We start from the raw sequence: 17,028 nt of genomic DNA, 5'->3' as shown, positions 1-17,028 counted from the left end.
GTGGCCGGCCGGCTAGCGTCCCGTTTTGGGTGCGAACAGGCGGGCGATGAGGCGGGCTCCGAGGTTCAGGAGCATCACCAGGATGATCAGCACCAGCGCGGCGCCCCAGGCACGCTGGTCCGAGGGGCCAGGGTTGGACGGCGACGTCGGGTTGAGGATCTGCGTGTAAATGAACGTGGGCAGCGAGGCCATCCAGCCACCGAACACATTGTTGTTGATGGTGGTCGCGAACCCGGCGGTGACCAGGATCGGAGCGGTTTCACCGATGACGCGGGCGATCGCCAAGGTGACGCCGGACGCGATGCCGGAGATCGCCGTCGGAATAACCACCTTGGTGATGGTGCGCCACTTACGCACGCCCAGCGCGTACGAGGCCTCGCGGAGCTCGTTCGGTACGATCTTGAGCATTTCCTCGCTGGAGCGGACCACAACAGGGATCATCAGGACGGAAAGCGCGACGGCGGCTACCGCACCGGTCTTGGTGCCGGGGCCCACGATCGCGAAGAAGAACGCTGCCGCGAAGAGGCCGGCCACGATCGACGGGATGCCGGTCATGACATCCACGAAGAACGTGATGGCGCGGGCCAGCGGACGGTCGTTGCCGTATTCCACCAGGTAGATGGAAGTCAGGAGGCCCACGGGCACGGAAATCACCGTGGCAAGTAGCGTGATCTGGATGGTGCCCAGCAGTGCGTGGTAGATACCGCCGAGGACGGGTGCGCCTTCCTCCACTGCCTTGTTATCGAACGCACCGGTAACACCGTTCATGGAGGTGCCCAGGAAGCCGGGTGTGATGAGCCCGGGGATGCCGTTGACCAGGACGGTGACGATGACCGAGATCAGGGGCAGCAATGCAACCAGGAAGGCACCGACCACCAGGCACGTGGCGAGCTTGTCCTTGGCTTTGCGGGCACCTTCAACAGCGCCGCTCCAGGAGACCAGCCCCACCGCGAACAGGATGGCTGAGACGATGCCCCAGCCGAAGGCGTTGAAGCCGATGAGCGCCAGGATGGCCGCGCCGACAATGAGCGCGACGGCCAGGACAATGTAGGGCGCGAACTTGGGCAGTTGGCCCTTGGTGAGCGCTGAGCGCTTGCGGACTACTGTGGCGGACATTTAGTTGGCTCCCGAGAATTCTTTGTGCCGGGTGATGATCCAGCGGGCGATCATGTTGACGCCAAGGGTGATGACGAACAGCACCAAGCCGGCTGCGATCAACGTGTTGACCTTGATACCGCTGGCTTCGGGGAAGTTCAGGGCGATTTCCGCGGCGATGGTCTGGTTGCCGGACTGGATGAGGCTTGCAGTCAGGACACCGGACGAGAGCACCAAGGCAACGGCCATGGTCTCACCGAGTGCTCGGCCGAGGCCCAGCATGATGGCGCTGATGATGCCGGGGCGGCCGAAGGGCAGCACGGCCATCTTGATCATTTCCCAGCGGGTAGCTCCAAGTGCCAGCGCTGCTTCCTCGTGCAGCTTGGGGGTCTGCAGGAAGATTTCGCGGGACAGGGAGGTGATGATGGGAAGGACCATGACGGACAGGACGATGCCGGCGGTCAGGATGGTCTTACCGGTGGCGGATGCCGGTCCTTCGAAGATCGGGATCCAGCCGAGGTAGGTGGCCAGCCAGTCGTAGGCCGGGGAGATTTCCTTGGCCAGGAAAGCTGCACCCCAGGCGCCGTAGACAACGGAGGGGATGGCCGCGAGCAGGTCCACCACGTAGCCGAGGCCCGAAGCGAGCCGACGCGGGGCGTAGTGCGAGATGAACAGTGCCACGCCGATGGCCACGGGAGTGGCGATGACGAGGGCGATCACGGCGGCAATCAACGTGCCCACCACGATCGGGGCGATATAGGCGAAGAAGCCGTTGCCGCCCTGGATGTCCTCAGCCGGGGCGGTGAGGGCGGGGATTGCCTGCACCACAAGGAATAGCGCGACTCCGAAGAGGACCGCGAGAATCAGGCACCCTGCGGCCATGGCGGCCCCGGAGAAAACCTTGTCCCCGGCGCGTCCTGCGCCTTGGGAGGTTGTCAGGGAGTTGGTGGTCACTTCACGATCCTTCAATCTCAGTGAACTGGTCTTACATGGCTAAGTTCCCTGCCCCGCGCGAGCGGCTCTGCGGCCACGTCGCGCGGGACAGGGAACTTCAGTGTTCAGCCGGGTTCAGCAAACCCGCCGGGAAACCTTAGGCCTTGGCCTTGATGGTTTCGATAGCGGCCTTGGCCTTGTCCTGCAGCGTCTTGGAGAGCGGTGCGGACTTCGCCGCGTCAGCGGCGGTCTTCTGTCCCTCGTCGGAAACGACGTAAGTTTCGAAGCCCTTGACCAGGTCAGCAACTTCCTTGGTCTCGTAGGTGGAGCAGACAACGTGGTACGAGACGAGGACTACGGGGTAGGCGCCCGATGCGGTGGTCTTGCGGTCCAGCTTGATGGCGACATCGTTGGCGGCGCGGCCCTCAACAGGCTTGCCTGCTTCGACAGCCTTGGCAGCGGCTTCTGCGGAGATCTTGACGAACTCTTCGCCCACCTTGATGGAGGCGGTGCCCAGCTTGCCGGAGACAGCGGAGTCGTCAGCGTAGGTCACGGCACCCGGGGTGTCGGTGACGGTCTTGACGACGCCGGAGGTGCCCTTGGCGTTCTCGCCGGCGAGGCTTGCGGGCCAGATGCCGGCAGCCTTGTCCGTCCAAACCTCTGGTGCAGCAGCTGCGAGGTAGTCGGTGAAGTTGGTGGTGGTGCCGGAGTCATCGGAGCGGTTCACGGGGGTGACCTTGAGGTCCGGCAGGGTGACGCCTTCGTTGAGGGCGGCGATTGCGGGATCGTTCCAGTTGGCGATTTGGCCGCGGAAGATCTTGGCCACGGTGGGGGCGTCCAGCTTCAGGTCCGTGACGCCGGGAACGTTGAAGGCAACAGCGATCGGGGAGATGTACACCGGGATGTTGATGGCGCCTTCGGGGCCGCACTTGGCCTTGGAGCTCTCGAGCTCTTCGTCCTTCAGGTAGGCGTCGGAGCCGGCGAACTGCGCTGAGCCGTCGATGATGGCCTTGCGGCCTGCGCCGGAACCATCCGGGGAGTACTGAACAGTTGCGCCGGAGTTCGCGGCGGAGAAGCCGGCCTTCCAGGCGTCCATGGCTGCGCCGGTGGAGGAAGCGCCAATGCCGGTCAGGGTGCCGGTGACCTTGGGGCCGGAGGCTGCCGACTGGGTGCCGCCAGTGGTGCCCGTTGCGTTGTCTGAACCGCAAGCAGTGAGCGCGAGAGCGCCGGCTGCGATGACCGCGATTGCCGCGTTGCGGCCGAAGTGAGTTGCCTTCACTTGGATGTGCCCCTTCCAGGGATTCTTCGATGCGGGCCGAACGGAGATTTCGGCGTGCGCGAGCTGTGGACCTTTTTGTTCCTTTACTGAAGGTAAGGAGTGCAGGTAACGGGATCTGCGGTGAAAGGTGAACGGAAGGTGAACGACGGCGGACCATTGGGTTATGTGGCGCGTGCCACCTTGAGCGGCACCCGGCTTGCGGTAGTTGAGGGGGTTGGGCAAATAGACTGGAAGGCATGGCTGCCGCGAAAGGATTTTCTGCAAGCAAGAGGTTCCTGCGCGCCAGAGTCCGGACGGGTTTGGTCCGCAGCCGCAATTCCCTGACTCCGGCCGTTCAGATGACGGTGTGCGCCGTCGGTGCCTACGCTTTCGCCGAGTATGTACTGGGCCACCAAGGACCCCTGTTCGCGGCTACCTCGTCGTTGATTGCCCTTGGCTTCTCCCGCGATCCGAGGCTGCGTCGCGTGATCGAGGTAGGCCTTGGCTGCACGCTGGGCATCGTGGTTGGTGACCTGTTGCTTCACTGGCTGGGCGCTGGGATCTGGCAGGCCGCCGTCGTGCTTCTTTTCTCCATCCTGCTGGCCAGGTTCCTGGACAGCGGCACGATCTTCACCACCCAGCTGGGACTGCAGTCGTTGCTGGTGGTGCTGCTGCCGGCGCCGGCCGGCGGGCCGTTTACGCGAAGCCTCGACGCCGTGATCGGTGGAGTGTTTGCGTTGCTGGTGACCATCCTGGTGCCCAAAGATCCGCGACGGGAGCCCCGGAAGGACGTCCAGAAAATTCTTCATGAGCTCGCGGAGGTGCTCCGTGAGTGCGCCAAGGCGATGATCGAGAGCGACTCCACTACTGCTTGGCACGCCCTGATCCGCGGCCGGAACTGCCAGCCATTGGTGGACCGGATGCGGCAGACTTTGCGCGCTTCCGGTGAGGTTGCCACCTTGGCTCCGGCCCACCGCAGGCATCGCGACGAACTCGCGAGCTTGGAACATTCGCTGGAGTACATCGACCTCGCGCTCCGTAACAGCCGGGTGTTTGCGCGGCGCCTCACCAGCGCAATCAACCACGCAGCGTTGTCCGATGAAGCGATCGACAGCATCTCCGATGTCCTTCAGGAAACTGCGGCCGCGATTGATGAGATGAACATCGGCTTGTCCGAGCAAAGTGAGGGTACCCGCCGTGTGCATCTCCGCCGTGCGCGGAATGATCTTTCAGATATCGCAGCCCGCCTGCATCCCAAGATGCTGGACGTCCAGAGGCTCGAGGGCGAAACCGTAGTCATGCTTTTCCGTCCGCTCATGGTGGACCTGCTGGAAGCGAGCGGGATGGAGGCGGACGAGGCCCGGGCGGTGCTCCCGGCGTTGTAGCCTTCGCCGAGATGGCATTTGATGACGATGCCACGGCCCAGGACGGTCATTAAGTGCCACCTCGGCGGCTAATTCTGTCGGTGCCCGCCACTACGCTTGAACCCATGGCTTCCAAGACCTCCCGAGCATCCAAAACACCCGCCTACAAGTGCGCCGAATGCGGCTGGACCGCCATCAAGTGGGTGGGCCGCTGCGGTGAGTGCCAGGCTTGGGGAACGGTGGAGGAGTACGGCGCCACGGTAGCGCGTACGACGGCGGCCGCTACCGTTTTGGAGCCTGCCCGCCGTATCGCTGAGGTGGATGGGACCACAGCGGCGTTCCTGCCCACTGGCGTTGACGAACTCGACCGCGTCCTGGGCGGAGGGCTCGTTCCAGGTGCCGTCATCCTGCTGGCGGGGGAACCCGGCGTCGGAAAGTCCACACTCCTGCTGGACGTCGCGGCGAAGTTCGCCCGCACGGGACAGGACGTCCTCTACATCACGGGTGAGGAGTCTGCGGCGCAAGTGAAGCTGCGCGCTGAACGAATCGACGCCGTCGCCCATACTCTTTATCTCTCCGCGGAAACCGACCTCGGGCAGGCGCTGGGCCAGGTGGAGAAGCTTGAGCCCAAGCTGCTGATTGTGGACTCCGTGCAAACCCTGAGCAGTGCGGACGTGGAGGGCAGCGCCGGCGGCGTCTCCCAGGTACGTGAAGTTGCGGCGTCGATCATTTCTGCGGCCAAGCGACGCAACATGACAACGCTGCTGGTGGGCCACGTGACCAAGGAAGGCACCATCGCAGGGCCGCGCTTGCTGGAACACCTGGTGGACGTCGTATGCCAGTTCGAAGGCGAGCGCCACTCACGTCTGCGGCTGCTCCGGGCTGTAAAGAACCGCTACGGGGCTACGGACGACGTCGGATGCTTTGATCTCAATGAGGCCGGCATCGAGGGGTTGGCCGATCCCAGCGGACTGTTCGTTTCGCGGACCCGGGAGCCGGTCTCCGGAACCTGCATCACGGTGACAATGGAGGGTCGCAGGCCACTGCTGGCGGAGGTTCAGTCCCTTCTCGCTGAGAGCGCCAATTCCCAGCCCCGCCGTGCCACCAGCGGGCTGGAAAGCTCAAGGGTTGCCATGTTGCTCGCGGTGCTTCAGCAGCGTGCCGGTTGCATGCTTCACAAGGATGACTCCTATGTGGCAACCGTGGGCGGAGTGAAGCTGACGGAACCGGCCACAGACTTGGCTGTTGCTCTGGCAGTAGCATCGGCCAAATCCCGCAAAGCACTCCCCCAACGGCTCATTGCGTTCGGCGAGGTGGGCCTGGCTGGCGAAGTCCGTCCCGTGCCAGGGATTAACCAGCGCATCCAGGAAGCTCACCGTCTTGGGTTCACGCACGCTATTGTTCCGGCCAGCCCGGCAGGTGCCGGCGTTATCCCGGATGGTTTCTCCGTGCGCGAAGTAGGCCACTTGGCTGAGGCACTTGAACTGCTGATCACGTAATCCTGCCGGGGTGTCGGGAGCCTTCTGAGCTGCGGTTTCGGCGAGGATGAGAGACATGACCAAACGGAATGTGCTTATCGGGGGACGCTTTTTCTTTGGCCTTCTGACCTTGGTGGCAGTGGGAACTCAGCTGACAGTTCATCTGGGCATGGGCTATGACCTCTGGAACTTCTTCAGCTACTTCACCAACCTGTCCAACATTTTCGCTGCCCTTGTGCTGCTGATCAGTGGCTATCGCGTGCTGATACGAAAACGGCCCAGTGAAATCGATGATGTCACTCGAGGCACAGCCACCATCGCCATGGCCGTTGTGGGGCTGGTGTTTGGTGCACTACTGGCCGGTGAGGACCTCGGCTCCCTGCTCCCCTGGGTCAACTTCGTGGTGCACTACCTGATCCCCGTGGTGATGGTGGCGGACTGGTTGTTCCAACCGCCGCGGGCCACCCTGCAGTTCAAGCACGTTTGGTACTGGCTGCTCTACCCCGTGGGATACCTGGTGTACAGCCTGGTGCGGGGTGCCTTCGTGGACTGGTACCCGTACTGGTTCATCGATCCCGCCCGTGCCGGGGGTTGGGGTGGCGTGGTGGTGTTCGCCCTGGCCATCTCCGTGGGCTTCCTGGTGGTGAGCCTGGCGATGCTGTGGCTGGGGAACAAGCTCAAGCGGCAGGTGGATTACTAGGCGATCTTCCTCCACGAAGGGCGGATTAACTACAGCAACTGGCTATATTCGCCCATGTCAGCAGACAAACTTCCGCAAAGTGCTCTTGTGGGACAGCCCGGAAAATGCACCTTGCAGGTAGCGCCGAACATAACGAAATGACCCACTTTGGGGCCTGCTGGTGCGGTTAACGGTGCCCGGAAGCCCTATCATTGTGCTTGTCGTCATGTGGGCATTTTTCGGAGAGCGCACTGACGCCCGATTCAGCTTGTCTGTGAGCCGTGGCTTGCACCTTCGAAGGGAAACCCTATGGCCCGGAGTCCGGAAGAGTCGCTCAAGGCGACCTTGGCCAGAGTCGCACCCGGAACTCCATTGCGTGATGGCCTGGAACGCATCCTCCGTGGACGCACAGGCGCCTTGATTGTGCTGGGCTACGATCGCACCATCGATTCCATCTGTTCGGGCGGATTCGACATCGGCATCGACTTCTCCCCAACACGCCTCCGTGAGTTGGCCAAGATGGATGGCGCCATCATTTGCGACAAGGACGCCAGCAACATTGTCCGGGCAGCTGTCCAGCTGGTCCCCGATTCAAGCATTGAAACCCAGGAATCCGGCACCAGGCACCGCACCGCCGAGCGCGTCGCGATCCAGACCGGCGTTCCCGTCATTTCCGTCAGCCAGTCCATGCAAATCATCGCGCTCTACGTGAACGGCCTGCGCCACGTCCTGGAGGGCTCCGAAAAGGTCCTCGCCCGCGCCAACCAGGCCCTCGCAACCCTGGAGCGGTACAGCGCACGCTTGGACCAGGTCACCAGCTCACTGTCGGCGTTGGAGATCGAAGCGCTGGTGACCGTCCGGGACGTTGCCGTCACCCTGCAGCGCCAGGAAATGGTCCGCCGCATCTCCGAGGAAATCGCCCAGTATGTCCTGGAACTGGGTGAAGACGGCCGCCTGCTGTCCCTCCAGGTTGAAGAACTCACCGTGGGTCGCGGCCCGGGCAGCGATGTCATCATCCGGGACTACTCCGATCCCAACGCTACGCCCGAGGAAATCGAGGAAGCCGTCCAGGCCCTCCTCAATCTGGGCCCCACGGAACTGATCGACCTCAGCCGGATTGCCCACATCATCGGCTTCGCCGGTGGTGTGGAGCAGCTGGACGCCGTCGTGCAGCCGCGGGGCTACAGGCTACTGTCCGGCTTGAAGTCCGTGCCGAAGGCCGTAGCAGACCGTTTGGTGGACTACTTCGGCGGGCTCCAAAACCTCATGGCAGCAACGATCGACGACCTCATGACCGTGGACGGCATCGGCGATCAGCGTGCCCGCACAGTCCGCGAGGGCCTGAGCCGAATGGCCGAGGCGAGTCTCCTGGACCGCTTCCTCTAGCCCGCCGCCGTCGAAGGCTGCTAATTCAGCTGGAAGGCAACCTTGGCACTGGACTTGTTCCCAAGGCGCGCTTCAAACGTGTAGTAGGCCCCTCCAGCGCCCGGCTTGGCGGTGATCGCAGCACAGCCTTCAAGCGTCCGGTTGCGTTGCCACGGAAAGTTTGCGGTCTCGCTCTTGCCGGGCTGGATGGTCTTGATGAGGTCCTCGCCGCCCGTCTGACAGTCCTTTGACGAGAAGATGCGGTCCGATCCGCTCATCAGCAGGTACTCCATTTGGGAGGTACCCACGTTGACCTCGCACGGAGCGGTGCCGCCGTTGGTGATGGTCATGGTCAGCAGCGGCTTTTCCTCCGGGCCGTAAGCTGGCTTGTCGGTCTTGGCGGCAACGGTCATCAGGTTGAAATCGCAGACAGGCGTTGGCGAGGCCGAAGGCGAAGGCGCCGCTGATCCTGTCGGAACAGTCCCCTGCGTCGGTGCCGTTGATGCGTCCGGCGTGCTGACTGCCTGCGGTTCCGGGTTCCCGGCGAGCGCACCCGTGAGCGCCACGACTCCGCCAACGATCAGTGCGATGACCAGCAGCAGGGCGCCAAAAACCACCTGCCGACGACGGCGATACACGGCAGGGCTCGGTCGGCGCCTGTTCGCCGGGGCACTTTTGCCCGGCGTACCGGCGCGGGATGAGCCACGGGCAGCACCCTTCGCCGGCGCTGATGTGCGCGCGGTCGACTGCTGCTTACCCTTGTTGGCCATGGTTCTAGGCTAGGCTCGCGGTCGCATGGGCACCTAACCTCCACGCCGCATGGGTCCAATCCCGGCCTGTGTGACGTCGGCCATGAGCACTGCCAAGGGTGGCAGCCCCGGGATTCCACTACAGTGGATGGCAGCATGACACTTCCCGATTCAGGCCAGCTGGCAGGCCTCCACCAAGCCCTTGATCAGTGGTTCGCCGAGACCGCCCGCGACCTTCCGTGGCGCGAGCCCGATTGCACCCCATGGGGCATCCTGGTCAGCGAAGTGATGCTCCAACAGACACCCGTTGTGCGGGTGCTCCCCGTGTGGCTGGACTGGATGGAACGCTGGCCCACACCCGCCCACCTTGCCGACGAGCCATCTGGCGCTGCCGTCCGCCATTGGGGTCGACTCGGCTACCCACGCCGGGCCCTGCGACTGCACGCGGCCGCCGTCGCAATGCGCGAGCAGCATGACGGCCAGGTCCCTGATAATTACGTTGAACTTCTGGGGTTGCCGGGCGTCGGCAACTACACAGCGGCCGCCGTCGCAGCCTTTGCTTTCGGCCGCCGCGAAACCGTGGTGGACACCAACATCCGGCGCGTCCACGCGCGGCTTATCTCCGGAAGTGCGCTCCCCGCTCCTGCCTTGACCGCCGGGGAGATGCGGCTGGCTGACGCCCTCCTGCCCGATGACCGGGAGTTATCCGTGCGGTGGAACGCGTCCGTCATGGAACTCGGCGCCATGGTCTGCACCGCCCGCAGCCCCAAGTGCGCTGACTGTCCTGTTCGCTCCAGTTGCGCCTGGCTCGCGGCCGGTGAGCCGCCGCCGTCGTACACCCCGAAGGGCCAGTCCTGGCACGGCACGGACCGCCAAGTACGCGGCGCCGTGATGGCCGTCCTCCGAGAAGCAGCCACCCCGGTCCCCCGCGAGATGTTCGAGCAAGCGCCAGCAGACCTCGGGTTCGCGCCGTCCGGCGTCGGAATCCCGCTCGCCGCACTGCACCGGCTCAACTCCGCGCCCGAGCAGCTGGAGCGGGCACTTGCGGGCCTGTTGGTGGACGGTTTGGCGGAAATGCACGACGGCGGTCTGCGGCTTCCGGCGTAGCGTTCGTCCGCTGCGGTATCAGTTCGGCCACGGGACTGGGCGACGGGTAACGATGCAGCTGCCTCTTTGGCAGACGCTGGAGACAGTTGCTGCGCCCCGTCCTACTCTGAAGCATGGGCAGAATCGGATTGGCTTTGACCCTTGCCGGAACCGCAGCACTGCTTCCCGGTTGCTTCGCCGAACCTGTGGCCTGCCCGGCGATCGGGCACGTAGCCGGTGTTTCCCTGACCGTCGCCGCGGACTACGCGGACGACGTTGCATCGTTACGGTTGAAGGCCTGCCAGGACGGAATCTGCACGGAAAAAGACCTCATGCTGAACCAAGGGGCGACAGCCGTGGACCAAGGCTGCACTCCGGATGGCGTGTGCTCAGCGACGTCGTCGCCGGACGGAACTCTTCAGGGTTTTCTTGAGCTGCCCGCCCTCAGTGAAAGCCCCCTCGAGGCGACCGTGACCGGCACTTCCCCCGCGGGAATTGCGTTGCCGGTCCGCACACTGACCTTCACTCCGAAGGGCGATTTCCCGTTCGGTGAGCAGTGCGGGCGGGTGACTATTGCTGCCCTGACGCTGGATACAGACGGGTTGCGACAGCTGTGAGCCTGGGAACGCGCCCTAGGATGGGAGCGTGCCTGCCAATGATGTCCACCCCGACGTAGCCGAGGCATTGAAGGCTCTGGGTCAGTCCGTCTCGTGGGACTCCTTGCCAGTGCCGGAGGCCGACAATCAGGAGTATGGCGCCGCCGTCGGCAGCCTCGGGCCGGAACGGATCCGGTTCCGCGTTGGCAAGCTCACCCCCACGAAAGTGGGCCTCTTCGTTGCGGTGTGGCGCCGCGCCCAAGACGGATCCACAGAACCCTTCTCCGCAGAAGACGGCATCGGGCTATTGGTGGTGACAGTACGGGAAGGGAGCAACATGGGCCATTTCGCCTTTCCCAAGTCGGCGCTGGTCAAGCACGGCATCGTTTCCGTGAAAGGCTCCGGCGGAAAGCGCGGCTTCCGGGTTTATCCGCCATGGTCGGAAGTGAGCAACCGGCAGGCCATCAAGACCCAGCATTGGCAATGCAGCTATTTCATCCCAGGTAGTGCCACATCGAAAAATACTAAGTAGCCTGTCTGTTACCGCAGTCCGAAAGGAATGACCATGACCACTAACGACCGGCCGCTGGCTCTGGTCACCGGCGCTTCAAGCGGCATTGGATTCGAGCTGGCGAAGCAGTTCCTCAGCAACGGATTCGACACCGTCATCGTCGCGGAAAACAACAAGATTCACACTGCCGCAGAGGAGCTGAAAGGCTTGGGCGGAGAGGTGTACGCGGAGCAGATAGACCTCACCAACAGGCAAGGCATGGGTCGCTTGCACTCCGCAGTGGCAGCATTGGGCCGGCCACTGGAAGCAGTCGCCATCAACGCCGGCATCGGAGTGGGCGGAGCTTTCGTGGAAACTGACCTGGAAGCAGAACTCAAGACGATCGACCTGAACGTTACCTCTACAGTTGTCATCGCCAAATGGGTCGCTTCGGACATGGTCCAACGCAACAAGGGCAAAATCCTCTTCACCTCCTCAGTTATCTCAAGGGCGCCGGCGCCCTTCCAGGCCATCTACGGCGCGTCCAAGGCGTTTGTGCAGTCCTTTGGGCAAGCACTGCGCAATGAACTGAAGGACACAGGAGTCACCGTCACTACCCTCCTGCCCGGCCCAACTGAGACGGACTTCTTTGAACGGGCCGACCTCCTGGACACCAAAGTGGGGACGGACAACAAAGATGACCCGGCGTTGGTGGCGAAACAGGGATTCAAGGCCCTGATGGAAGGCGACGGCAACGTATTGGGCGGCTCCCTCAAGTCCCGCATCATGGGCTTGGGCAGCAATGTCATGCCGGACGCTCCGGGCGCGGCATTTAACCGCAAGTTGAGCGAGCCAGGCACAGGCGACAACTAGCCCGGGGTTCCAGGAACCCACCGCCGGTACGAACTCGGCGTGAAGCCCAAGTACTTCCGGAAGTCGTTCGTCAGGTGCGCATGGTCGGCGTAGCCAAGTTCGACGGCGATCGCGGCAAGGTCCGCTGTTGGGTCGGACCGGGTACGCTCGGCGGCATCCTGCAATCTTCGACGCCGGATCAGGGCTGAAGGGCTCAGCCCGACGTACTTTCCGGCGATTCTTTGCAGCGTTCTGGGTGAGACCGCCAGGGAAGCAGCCACGTCCTCAATTCTTGAAACGTCAGGCTCTGAAGCGATCACGTCCACCATCCGGTTGGCGAGCAAGGCCTCCTCTGAAGCAACAAACTCCAAGGAAACCAGCCACGCAACAAAAGCTTCCACGGCCCCCTCGCGGCGAGCGCCGCCGTCGTGCCTGTCACCGGAAGGCGGGGTCATGGCTGCCGACACGGCCCCGTGGAGGTCAGCCAGCGCCAGAACGATTTCCTGATCGCGGAGAGCTCCCGGATTGTCAGTGAACAGCGGCACCGCTGCCGGGCGGAGAAGTGCGCCAACAGCCCAACCCTGGCCGGTCAGGTCGCGGTAAGACGCCCGGGTAGTGGGCCCGGAGAATTCGACGACGTCGCCCTGCACCACCAGATTGGACGTGGGGTAGGCGATGACGTGCTGCCGGGATGACCGGCCGGGCTCGATGTTCCACTCCGGGATCCAGAACCACTGCACCAGGTCTGCAACGGAAGCCGGGGCCGGAAATCGATGGAAGGTGGGCAGTCTTGCCGGATAGAGGATGCCCTTGAACGAATCCTCCATTGGACCTTTCCCAAGCGCATCAAAGCTGTCGCAAATCTCCAAGCGCTAGCTGGCAGAAGGCCCGTAGCGTCGTAACCATGACAGATACTACAAGCACAGAGTCCACCACGGCAGCCCATGGCGAATACACCACCCATGGCATCCCGAACGGTCTGACCAGCCTCACGCCGTTCCTTGCGGTGCCCAACGCCAAGGAAGCCATCGCGTTCTACCGCGACGTGTTTGGGGCCCGGGTTGTGGGCGAAACCGAAATGGGAAGGATCGTGGTCCACGCCGAACTCGACTTCGGCAACGGCCACCTCCAACTGGGCGAGCCCAACCCGGAATTCCACTTGGTCCCGGCGCCGAGCGGGGAGGACGACTGCTATTCCCTCGGCCTCTACTGCCAGGACGCAGACGGACTCGTCAGGAAAGCAGAGCAAGCAGGAGCCACCATCCGTGAACCGCTGTCCACCTTCGTCTCAGGTGACCGCTACGCCAGCATCCGTGATCCGTTCGGCGTACGCTGGTCCATCATGACGCGCGTCGAGGACTTGTCCGAGGAAGAGAGCAACCGCCGCGTTGACGAGTGGGCCGCGCAGCAGGGCTAAGACAGCAGCAGGGCTAAGACCCGGGAGACCTTAGCTCAGGCAGAGGCAGAACGGGTGCCCGGCCGGATCGAGGAACACCCTGAACGTCTCTCCAGGCTGATGGTCGGCCTTGGTCGCTCCCAAGGAAAGCGCAACTTCCTCACCCTTGTCCAGGTCCTCTACCACCATGTCGAGGTGCATTTGCTGCGGGATGGCCTGTCCGGGCAATTTTGGCGGTTGGTACACCTCCACTTGCTGGAAGGAGATGCAGTTGCTGCCGTCGCTGGGTCGGATGTCGAACCAGTCACCTTTGTCCTCGATTTCCCACCCAAAAAGCTCGCCGTAGAAGGCGGCCAGTGCGGCTGCGTCGGGACAATCGATGACGACACTCGGGAATTTAGCTATAGCCATTTGTTAAACCTCGTCACCTGTCTTCTTCATGCGGGCCAGGGCGCTCTTGGTGCCCCGCTGGGTGAGAACGTGAACTACTGCTGCGACGGCAGCCGAGACAACCGCGAAGACCAGCACACCGGGGAGCGAGTCGTTGAGGTCAGTGCTGTCCTTGGGGGCAGGCTTGCCGGTCTTCTTCTCCCAGAGGCCCTCCAGCGTCTTGTTTGCGAGCGCGCCGGCGCCGAGGCCAATTGCCAGGCCGAAAATTTTCACCAGTATGTTCAACGAAGTTCCTCCATCAGATAGCGCGCCGCCGAGCGACGCCTCACAAGGGTCAAAACAAGGCAGGGCCGCTGCAATTGCAGCGGCCCTGCCTGGATTCTTAGTCCTTCTTGAAAGCGTCTTTCAGCTTCTCGCCGGCGCCCTTGAGGTCGGCCTTCGTCTGGTCGCCCTTGCCTTCGGCTTCCAGTCGCTCGTTGTCCGTCAGCTTTCCGGCGGCTTCCTTAGCCTTGCCACCGAGCTTCTCGCCAGCGTTCTCCATCTTGTCGTCAGCACCCATGTGTCGCACCTCTTCCTTGTAGTGAACCTGTACCTCTACAACATCACTAATCAGTGTACTTAGCAATATTCGAGAGAAAATCTCCCTGAACTAGAGCTCCCCGAACCCTTCCTCCACAAGCCGCCCCACGTATTCAACCGCCTTCAACGAATCCTTGCCGCGGGCTTCGACCCGCAGGGTGGAACCCTTACCCGCAGCGAGCGCCATCAGCGCCATGATGGACATGCCGTCGACGCCGTTGACCGTCACCTCCGCGTCCAGCCCGGACAGGCCTCCGGCGATTTTCGCGGCAGGCCGTGCATGCATTCCGAGGGGGTTAATAAGTTCGAAGTCGCCGCTTGCGTCCGGTTCATCCTTGTCGTCGGGGATCTCGGGACCACCCACGCCTGCGGGCACGTTGCCAAAAGCCACAGCCTCTGCCGCTTTGCGAACATCCTCGACGCCGGCACCTCCTTGCGCGGCTACGGCTGCGGCCACGAGCCCCTCAACCAGCGGCGCATCAGCAAGGAGCACAGCGTCCGGATCGCTGGCAAACTCCACCGCCGACTCCGCTGTCATCACGGCCGAACCCAGATCGGTCAGCACCACCACGCCATCGCCGCCGGAATCCACCAGGGACTGTTCGACGGCGGCAAGCACCTTCTCAAGGCTGGTTCCGATGCGCTCGTCGTCGGTTCCCCCGGCGGCGACCAGTTCGACGTCGGGAGCCATCTGTGCGGCAAGTTCCACCGCTCCCTCAGCGATCTTGCTGCTGTGCGATACAACCACTATCCCCACCGTCATACGGCGTCGGTTCCCGTGTCACCGGTGGAGCCTGCAGCTGCAGCTGCGGCCGCGCGAAGGAGCAGGGCGGTTGAAGCGGCGCCAGGGTCGCGATGCCCTGCGCTGCGCTCCCCCAGATAGCTGGCCCGGCCTTTGCGTGCCACTAACGGGTCCGTGGCCATGGCCCCTGTTTCGGCAGCTTCCGCGGCCGCTTCCAACACGCCAACGGGGTCAGAGCCGCCCGTTGCGGCCATTTGGGCCGCTTCAACGGCCGGCGTCCAAGCGTCGATCATCGTCTTATCCCCGAGCTCGGCTTTACCTCTGGCCACCACCCCATCCCGGGCGGCTGCGAGGGCCGCAGCCAGCGCCTCTGCATCAATATCGCTGATGTCCCCCAAAGAGGTAGCGGCCCGCAGATACGCTGTGCCGTAGAGCGGTCCCGCAGCCCCACCCACCTTGGACATGAGCGCCATCGCCGCAGCCTTCAATGCTGCTCCCGGAGTTTCAGGCGGGTTCTCATCGAGCTTCTGCAGCACGGCTTGGAAACCTCGGTCCATGTTCTCGCCGTGGTCCGAGTCGCCAATGGCACGGTCCAACTCAATCAGTTCCACCCGGTGCTCGGCCATGGCTTTTGCGGAGAGCTTCAGCCAATCAACAGCCCAATCAACATCCAACCCCATGCTCAGGCTCCCCACCGCAGGGCAGCCGTGTGGACGGGAGCGTCCCAGAGCCTGGTCATCTCCTCATCGAGGCGCAGCACCGACACTGAGCATCCCTGCATCTCCAGGGACGTCACGTAGTTCCCCACCAAGGAGCGCTCCACGGTGGCACCACGCTCGGCGAGGACCTGGGCCGCCCGCCGGTACACGATGTACAGCTCGCTTTGAGGGGTGCCGCCCATGCCGTTGACGAACAGCAGCACCTTGTCCCCGGATGCGAGGGCAAGGTCCTCAAGGACAGGCTCCAAGAGGCGGTCCGTGATGGCGTCAGCGTTTTCCATTGCGATCTTGTGCCGGCCAGGCTCACCGTGGATGCCGATGCCAATCTCGATCTCATTCTCCGCGAGCTCAAAGCTCGGCGTCCCGGCGTGCGGAACCGTGCAGCCGGACAGGGCTACACCCATGGTCCGCACATTGGCCACCACGCGCTCGGCGATGGCCGTGACCGCGTCAAGATCGTCGCCACGCTGGGCGGATGCACCTGCGATCTTTTCCACAAGGACAGTTCCGCCAACTCCGCGCCGGCCAGCCGTGTACAGCGAGTCCTCCACCGCGACGTCGTCGTTCACCAGCACCGAACGTACGTGAACGCCTTCGGCTTGAGCCATTTCGGCGGCGGTTTCGAAGTTCAGGACATCGCCGGTGTAGTTTTTCACGATATGGACGACGCCGGCGCCTGAGTCCACCGCCACGGTCGCGGGGATGATTTGGTCGGGTGTAGGCGAGGTGAAGACTGCGCCGGGGACTGCCGCGTCCAGCATGCCGAGGCCCACGAAGCCCGCATGCAGGGGCTCGTGGCCGCTGCCTCCGCCGGAAATCAGGGCGACTTTGCCCGCTACAGGAGCACCTTTCCGGATGACGTACTTAGGCTCGGGATGGACGTCCACGATGTCGGCATGGGCCATGCCGAAACCTTCAACGGACTCGTCCACCACGGCGCGTGGATCATTGATGAGCTTTTTCATGAGGTGCTCCTGGGCGTGCTGTGGCTGGTGCTCTGACCCTACTACCGGCGGCCCGGGCCACGGTAGGCCTTGCGGCCTTGCCTGTGCATAAATAGCTGTGCCGGCGCCTAAGAACGGTGCCCACTGGTTAAAAGCGGAAGGGACAGCCCCCAATGACTGTCCCTTTCGCTGATCATTGGATCCGCTAATCCTCGGCGGCTTGTGTTGTCACCACCTCGGACTCGTTCCGGACCCGGTACTCAGGCCAAAAGGCCGAGTACAAATCCGGGTTCGAGTGCCCCGCGTCCTGCCA

The 17,028-nt window shown here is 63.4% G+C and carries 20 protein-coding genes; 9 read left to right on the top strand and 11 right to left on the bottom strand.

Features of this window, described 5'->3' with window-relative positions:
- Positions 1-12: 12 nt before the first annotated feature.
- From pstA to pstS, 3 genes are all read right to left on the bottom strand, one after another.
- The gene (gene pstA / locus AC6CH8_RS07180) at positions 13-1,116 is read right to left on the bottom strand and encodes a phosphate ABC transporter permease PstA (protein ID WP_178994029.1); all 1,104 of its coding nucleotides are present in this window, start codon (positions 1,114-1,116) and stop codon (positions 13-15) included.
- Positions 1,117-2,049 (bottom strand): phosphate ABC transporter permease subunit PstC, encoded by a 933-nt coding sequence (pstC, locus tag AC6CH8_RS07175; protein ID WP_017197022.1) that lies wholly within the window; start codon positions 2,047-2,049, stop codon positions 1,117-1,119.
- A gap of 136 nt (positions 2,050-2,185) precedes the next feature.
- Positions 2,186-3,307, bottom strand: a complete 1,122-nt coding sequence (gene pstS, locus AC6CH8_RS07170) for a phosphate ABC transporter substrate-binding protein PstS (protein WP_420179650.1) — start codon at positions 3,305-3,307, stop codon at positions 2,186-2,188.
- Between the two features lie 236 nt (positions 3,308-3,543).
- Here pstS and AC6CH8_RS07165 point away from each other — a divergent pair, with 236 nt between their 5' ends.
- From AC6CH8_RS07165 to disA, 4 genes are all read left to right on the top strand, one after another.
- A complete protein-coding gene (locus AC6CH8_RS07165) occupies positions 3,544-4,671 on the top strand; it encodes an FUSC family protein (RefSeq protein ID WP_498189618.1) in 1,128 nt (375 codons plus the stop codon).
- 104 nt (positions 4,672-4,775) lie between these two features.
- Positions 4,776-6,149, top strand: a complete 1,374-nt coding sequence (gene radA / locus AC6CH8_RS07160) for a DNA repair protein RadA (RefSeq protein ID WP_017197019.1) — start codon at positions 4,776-4,778, stop codon at positions 6,147-6,149.
- A gap of 55 nt (positions 6,150-6,204) precedes the next feature.
- Positions 6,205-6,828, top strand: coding sequence for a Pr6Pr family membrane protein (locus AC6CH8_RS07155; protein ID WP_498189616.1), 624 nt, complete (start codon positions 6,205-6,207; stop codon positions 6,826-6,828).
- A 288-nt stretch (positions 6,829-7,116) separates the two neighbouring features.
- Entirely contained in the window at positions 7,117-8,193 is a 1,077-nt protein-coding gene (disA, locus tag AC6CH8_RS07150; protein WP_017197017.1) for a DNA integrity scanning diadenylate cyclase DisA, read from the top strand.
- A gap of 20 nt (positions 8,194-8,213) precedes the next feature.
- Here disA and AC6CH8_RS07145 read toward each other — a convergent pair whose 3' ends face one another.
- The gene (locus AC6CH8_RS07145) at positions 8,214-8,942 is read right to left on the bottom strand and encodes a hypothetical protein (protein WP_454809087.1); all 729 of its coding nucleotides are present in this window, start codon (positions 8,940-8,942) and stop codon (positions 8,214-8,216) included.
- 135 nt (positions 8,943-9,077) lie between these two features.
- Between AC6CH8_RS07145 and AC6CH8_RS07140 the strand changes: the two genes are divergently transcribed.
- The 4 genes from AC6CH8_RS07140 to AC6CH8_RS07125 all read left to right on the top strand — a co-directional run bounded on the left by AC6CH8_RS07140 (position 9,078) and on the right by AC6CH8_RS07125 (position 11,966).
- Positions 9,078-10,028, top strand: coding sequence for an iron-sulfur binding domain-containing protein (locus tag AC6CH8_RS07140; RefSeq protein WP_498189613.1), 951 nt, complete (start codon positions 9,078-9,080; stop codon positions 10,026-10,028).
- Positions 10,029-10,141: 113 nt separating this feature from the next.
- Positions 10,142-10,624: a hypothetical protein gene (locus AC6CH8_RS07135; RefSeq protein ID WP_498189611.1), complete on the top strand. Its 483-nt coding sequence runs from the start codon at positions 10,142-10,144 to the stop codon at positions 10,622-10,624.
- Positions 10,625-10,652: 28 nt separating this feature from the next.
- Entirely contained in the window at positions 10,653-11,135 is a 483-nt protein-coding gene (locus tag AC6CH8_RS07130) for a MepB family protein (RefSeq protein ID WP_498189609.1), read from the top strand.
- Between the two features lie 33 nt (positions 11,136-11,168).
- Positions 11,169-11,966, top strand: coding sequence for an SDR family NAD(P)-dependent oxidoreductase (locus AC6CH8_RS07125; protein ID WP_498189607.1), 798 nt, complete (start codon positions 11,169-11,171; stop codon positions 11,964-11,966).
- On the opposite strand, the gene AC6CH8_RS07120 is transcribed toward AC6CH8_RS07125, so the two are convergent.
- The gene (locus AC6CH8_RS07120; protein WP_498189605.1) at positions 11,963-12,772 is read right to left on the bottom strand and encodes a helix-turn-helix transcriptional regulator; all 810 of its coding nucleotides are present in this window, start codon (positions 12,770-12,772) and stop codon (positions 11,963-11,965) included. The genes AC6CH8_RS07125 and AC6CH8_RS07120 overlap by 4 nt on opposite strands.
- Before the next feature lie 77 nt (positions 12,773-12,849).
- Between AC6CH8_RS07120 and AC6CH8_RS07115 the strand changes: the two genes are divergently transcribed.
- Positions 12,850-13,362 carry a VOC family protein gene (locus AC6CH8_RS07115; RefSeq protein WP_498189603.1) on the top strand — a complete coding sequence of 171 codons (513 nt, stop codon included), beginning with the start codon at positions 12,850-12,852 and terminating at the stop codon, positions 13,360-13,362.
- Positions 13,363-13,392: 30 nt separating this feature from the next.
- Here AC6CH8_RS07115 and AC6CH8_RS07110 read toward each other — a convergent pair whose 3' ends face one another.
- The 6 genes from AC6CH8_RS07110 to dhaK form a co-directional block, all read right to left on the bottom strand.
- Positions 13,393-13,752 (bottom strand): VOC family protein, encoded by a 360-nt coding sequence (locus AC6CH8_RS07110; RefSeq protein WP_498189601.1) that lies wholly within the window; start codon positions 13,750-13,752, stop codon positions 13,393-13,395.
- Between the two features lie 3 nt (positions 13,753-13,755).
- Positions 13,756-14,016, bottom strand: a complete 261-nt coding sequence (locus AC6CH8_RS07105; RefSeq protein WP_420179641.1) for a DUF4235 domain-containing protein — start codon at positions 14,014-14,016, stop codon at positions 13,756-13,758.
- Between the two features lie 97 nt (positions 14,017-14,113).
- A complete protein-coding gene (locus tag AC6CH8_RS07100) occupies positions 14,114-14,290 on the bottom strand; it encodes a CsbD family protein (protein WP_035760998.1) in 177 nt (58 codons plus the stop codon).
- Between the two features lie 90 nt (positions 14,291-14,380).
- On the bottom strand, positions 14,381-15,073 hold the full coding sequence (gene dhaM / locus AC6CH8_RS07095) for a dihydroxyacetone kinase phosphoryl donor subunit DhaM (RefSeq protein ID WP_498189598.1): 693 nt from the start codon (positions 15,071-15,073) through the stop codon (positions 14,381-14,383).
- Positions 15,070-15,732, bottom strand: coding sequence for a dihydroxyacetone kinase subunit DhaL (gene dhaL, locus AC6CH8_RS07090; RefSeq protein WP_420179639.1), 663 nt, complete (start codon positions 15,730-15,732; stop codon positions 15,070-15,072). Before dhaL ends, dhaM begins: the two co-directional genes overlap by 4 nt.
- Positions 15,733-15,734: 2 nt before the next feature.
- Complete coding sequence (gene dhaK / locus AC6CH8_RS07085) at positions 15,735-16,736, bottom strand: dihydroxyacetone kinase subunit DhaK (protein WP_498189596.1); 1,002 nt, start codon at positions 16,734-16,736, stop codon at positions 15,735-15,737.
- Positions 16,737-17,028: the final 292 nt, after the last annotated feature.

This window comes from Paenarthrobacter sp. GQ52 (assembly GCF_059759005.1).
This window is presented reverse-complemented; position numbering and strand designations above follow the sequence as displayed.

Bases quoted from the DNA above. Each gene is read 5' to 3' on its own strand.
- pstA (WP_178994029.1), bottom strand. From the start codon at position 1,116: ATGTCCGCCACAGTAGTCCGCAAGCGCTCAGCGCTCACCAAGGGCCAA.
- AC6CH8_RS07165 (WP_498189618.1), top strand. From the start codon at position 3,544: ATGGCTGCCGCGAAAGGATTTTCTGCAAGCAAGAGGTTCCTGCGCGCC.
- radA (WP_017197019.1), top strand. From the start codon at position 4,776: ATGGCTTCCAAGACCTCCCGAGCATCCAAAACACCCGCCTACAAGTGC.
- AC6CH8_RS07155 (WP_498189616.1), top strand. From the start codon at position 6,205: ATGACCAAACGGAATGTGCTTATCGGGGGACGCTTTTTCTTTGGCCTT.
- disA (WP_017197017.1), top strand. From the start codon at position 7,117: ATGGCCCGGAGTCCGGAAGAGTCGCTCAAGGCGACCTTGGCCAGAGTC.
- AC6CH8_RS07145 (WP_454809087.1), bottom strand. From the start codon at position 8,942: ATGGCCAACAAGGGTAAGCAGCAGTCGACCGCGCGCACATCAGCGCCG.
- AC6CH8_RS07140 (WP_498189613.1), top strand. From the start codon at position 9,078: ATGACACTTCCCGATTCAGGCCAGCTGGCAGGCCTCCACCAAGCCCTT.
- AC6CH8_RS07135 (WP_498189611.1), top strand. From the start codon at position 10,142: ATGGGCAGAATCGGATTGGCTTTGACCCTTGCCGGAACCGCAGCACTG.
- AC6CH8_RS07125 (WP_498189607.1), top strand. From the start codon at position 11,169: ATGACCACTAACGACCGGCCGCTGGCTCTGGTCACCGGCGCTTCAAGC.
- AC6CH8_RS07120 (WP_498189605.1), bottom strand. From the start codon at position 12,772: ATGGAGGATTCGTTCAAGGGCATCCTCTATCCGGCAAGACTGCCCACC.
- AC6CH8_RS07115 (WP_498189603.1), top strand. From the start codon at position 12,850: ATGACAGATACTACAAGCACAGAGTCCACCACGGCAGCCCATGGCGAA.
- AC6CH8_RS07110 (WP_498189601.1), bottom strand. From the start codon at position 13,752: ATGGCTATAGCTAAATTCCCGAGTGTCGTCATCGATTGTCCCGACGCA.
- AC6CH8_RS07100 (WP_035760998.1), bottom strand. From the start codon at position 14,290: ATGGGTGCTGACGACAAGATGGAGAACGCTGGCGAGAAGCTCGGTGGC.
- dhaM (WP_498189598.1), bottom strand. From the start codon at position 15,073: ATGACGGTGGGGATAGTGGTTGTATCGCACAGCAGCAAGATCGCTGAG.
- dhaL (WP_420179639.1), bottom strand. From the start codon at position 15,732: ATGGGGTTGGATGTTGATTGGGCTGTTGATTGGCTGAAGCTCTCCGCA.
- dhaK (WP_498189596.1), bottom strand. From the start codon at position 16,736: ATGAAAAAGCTCATCAATGATCCACGCGCCGTGGTGGACGAGTCCGTT.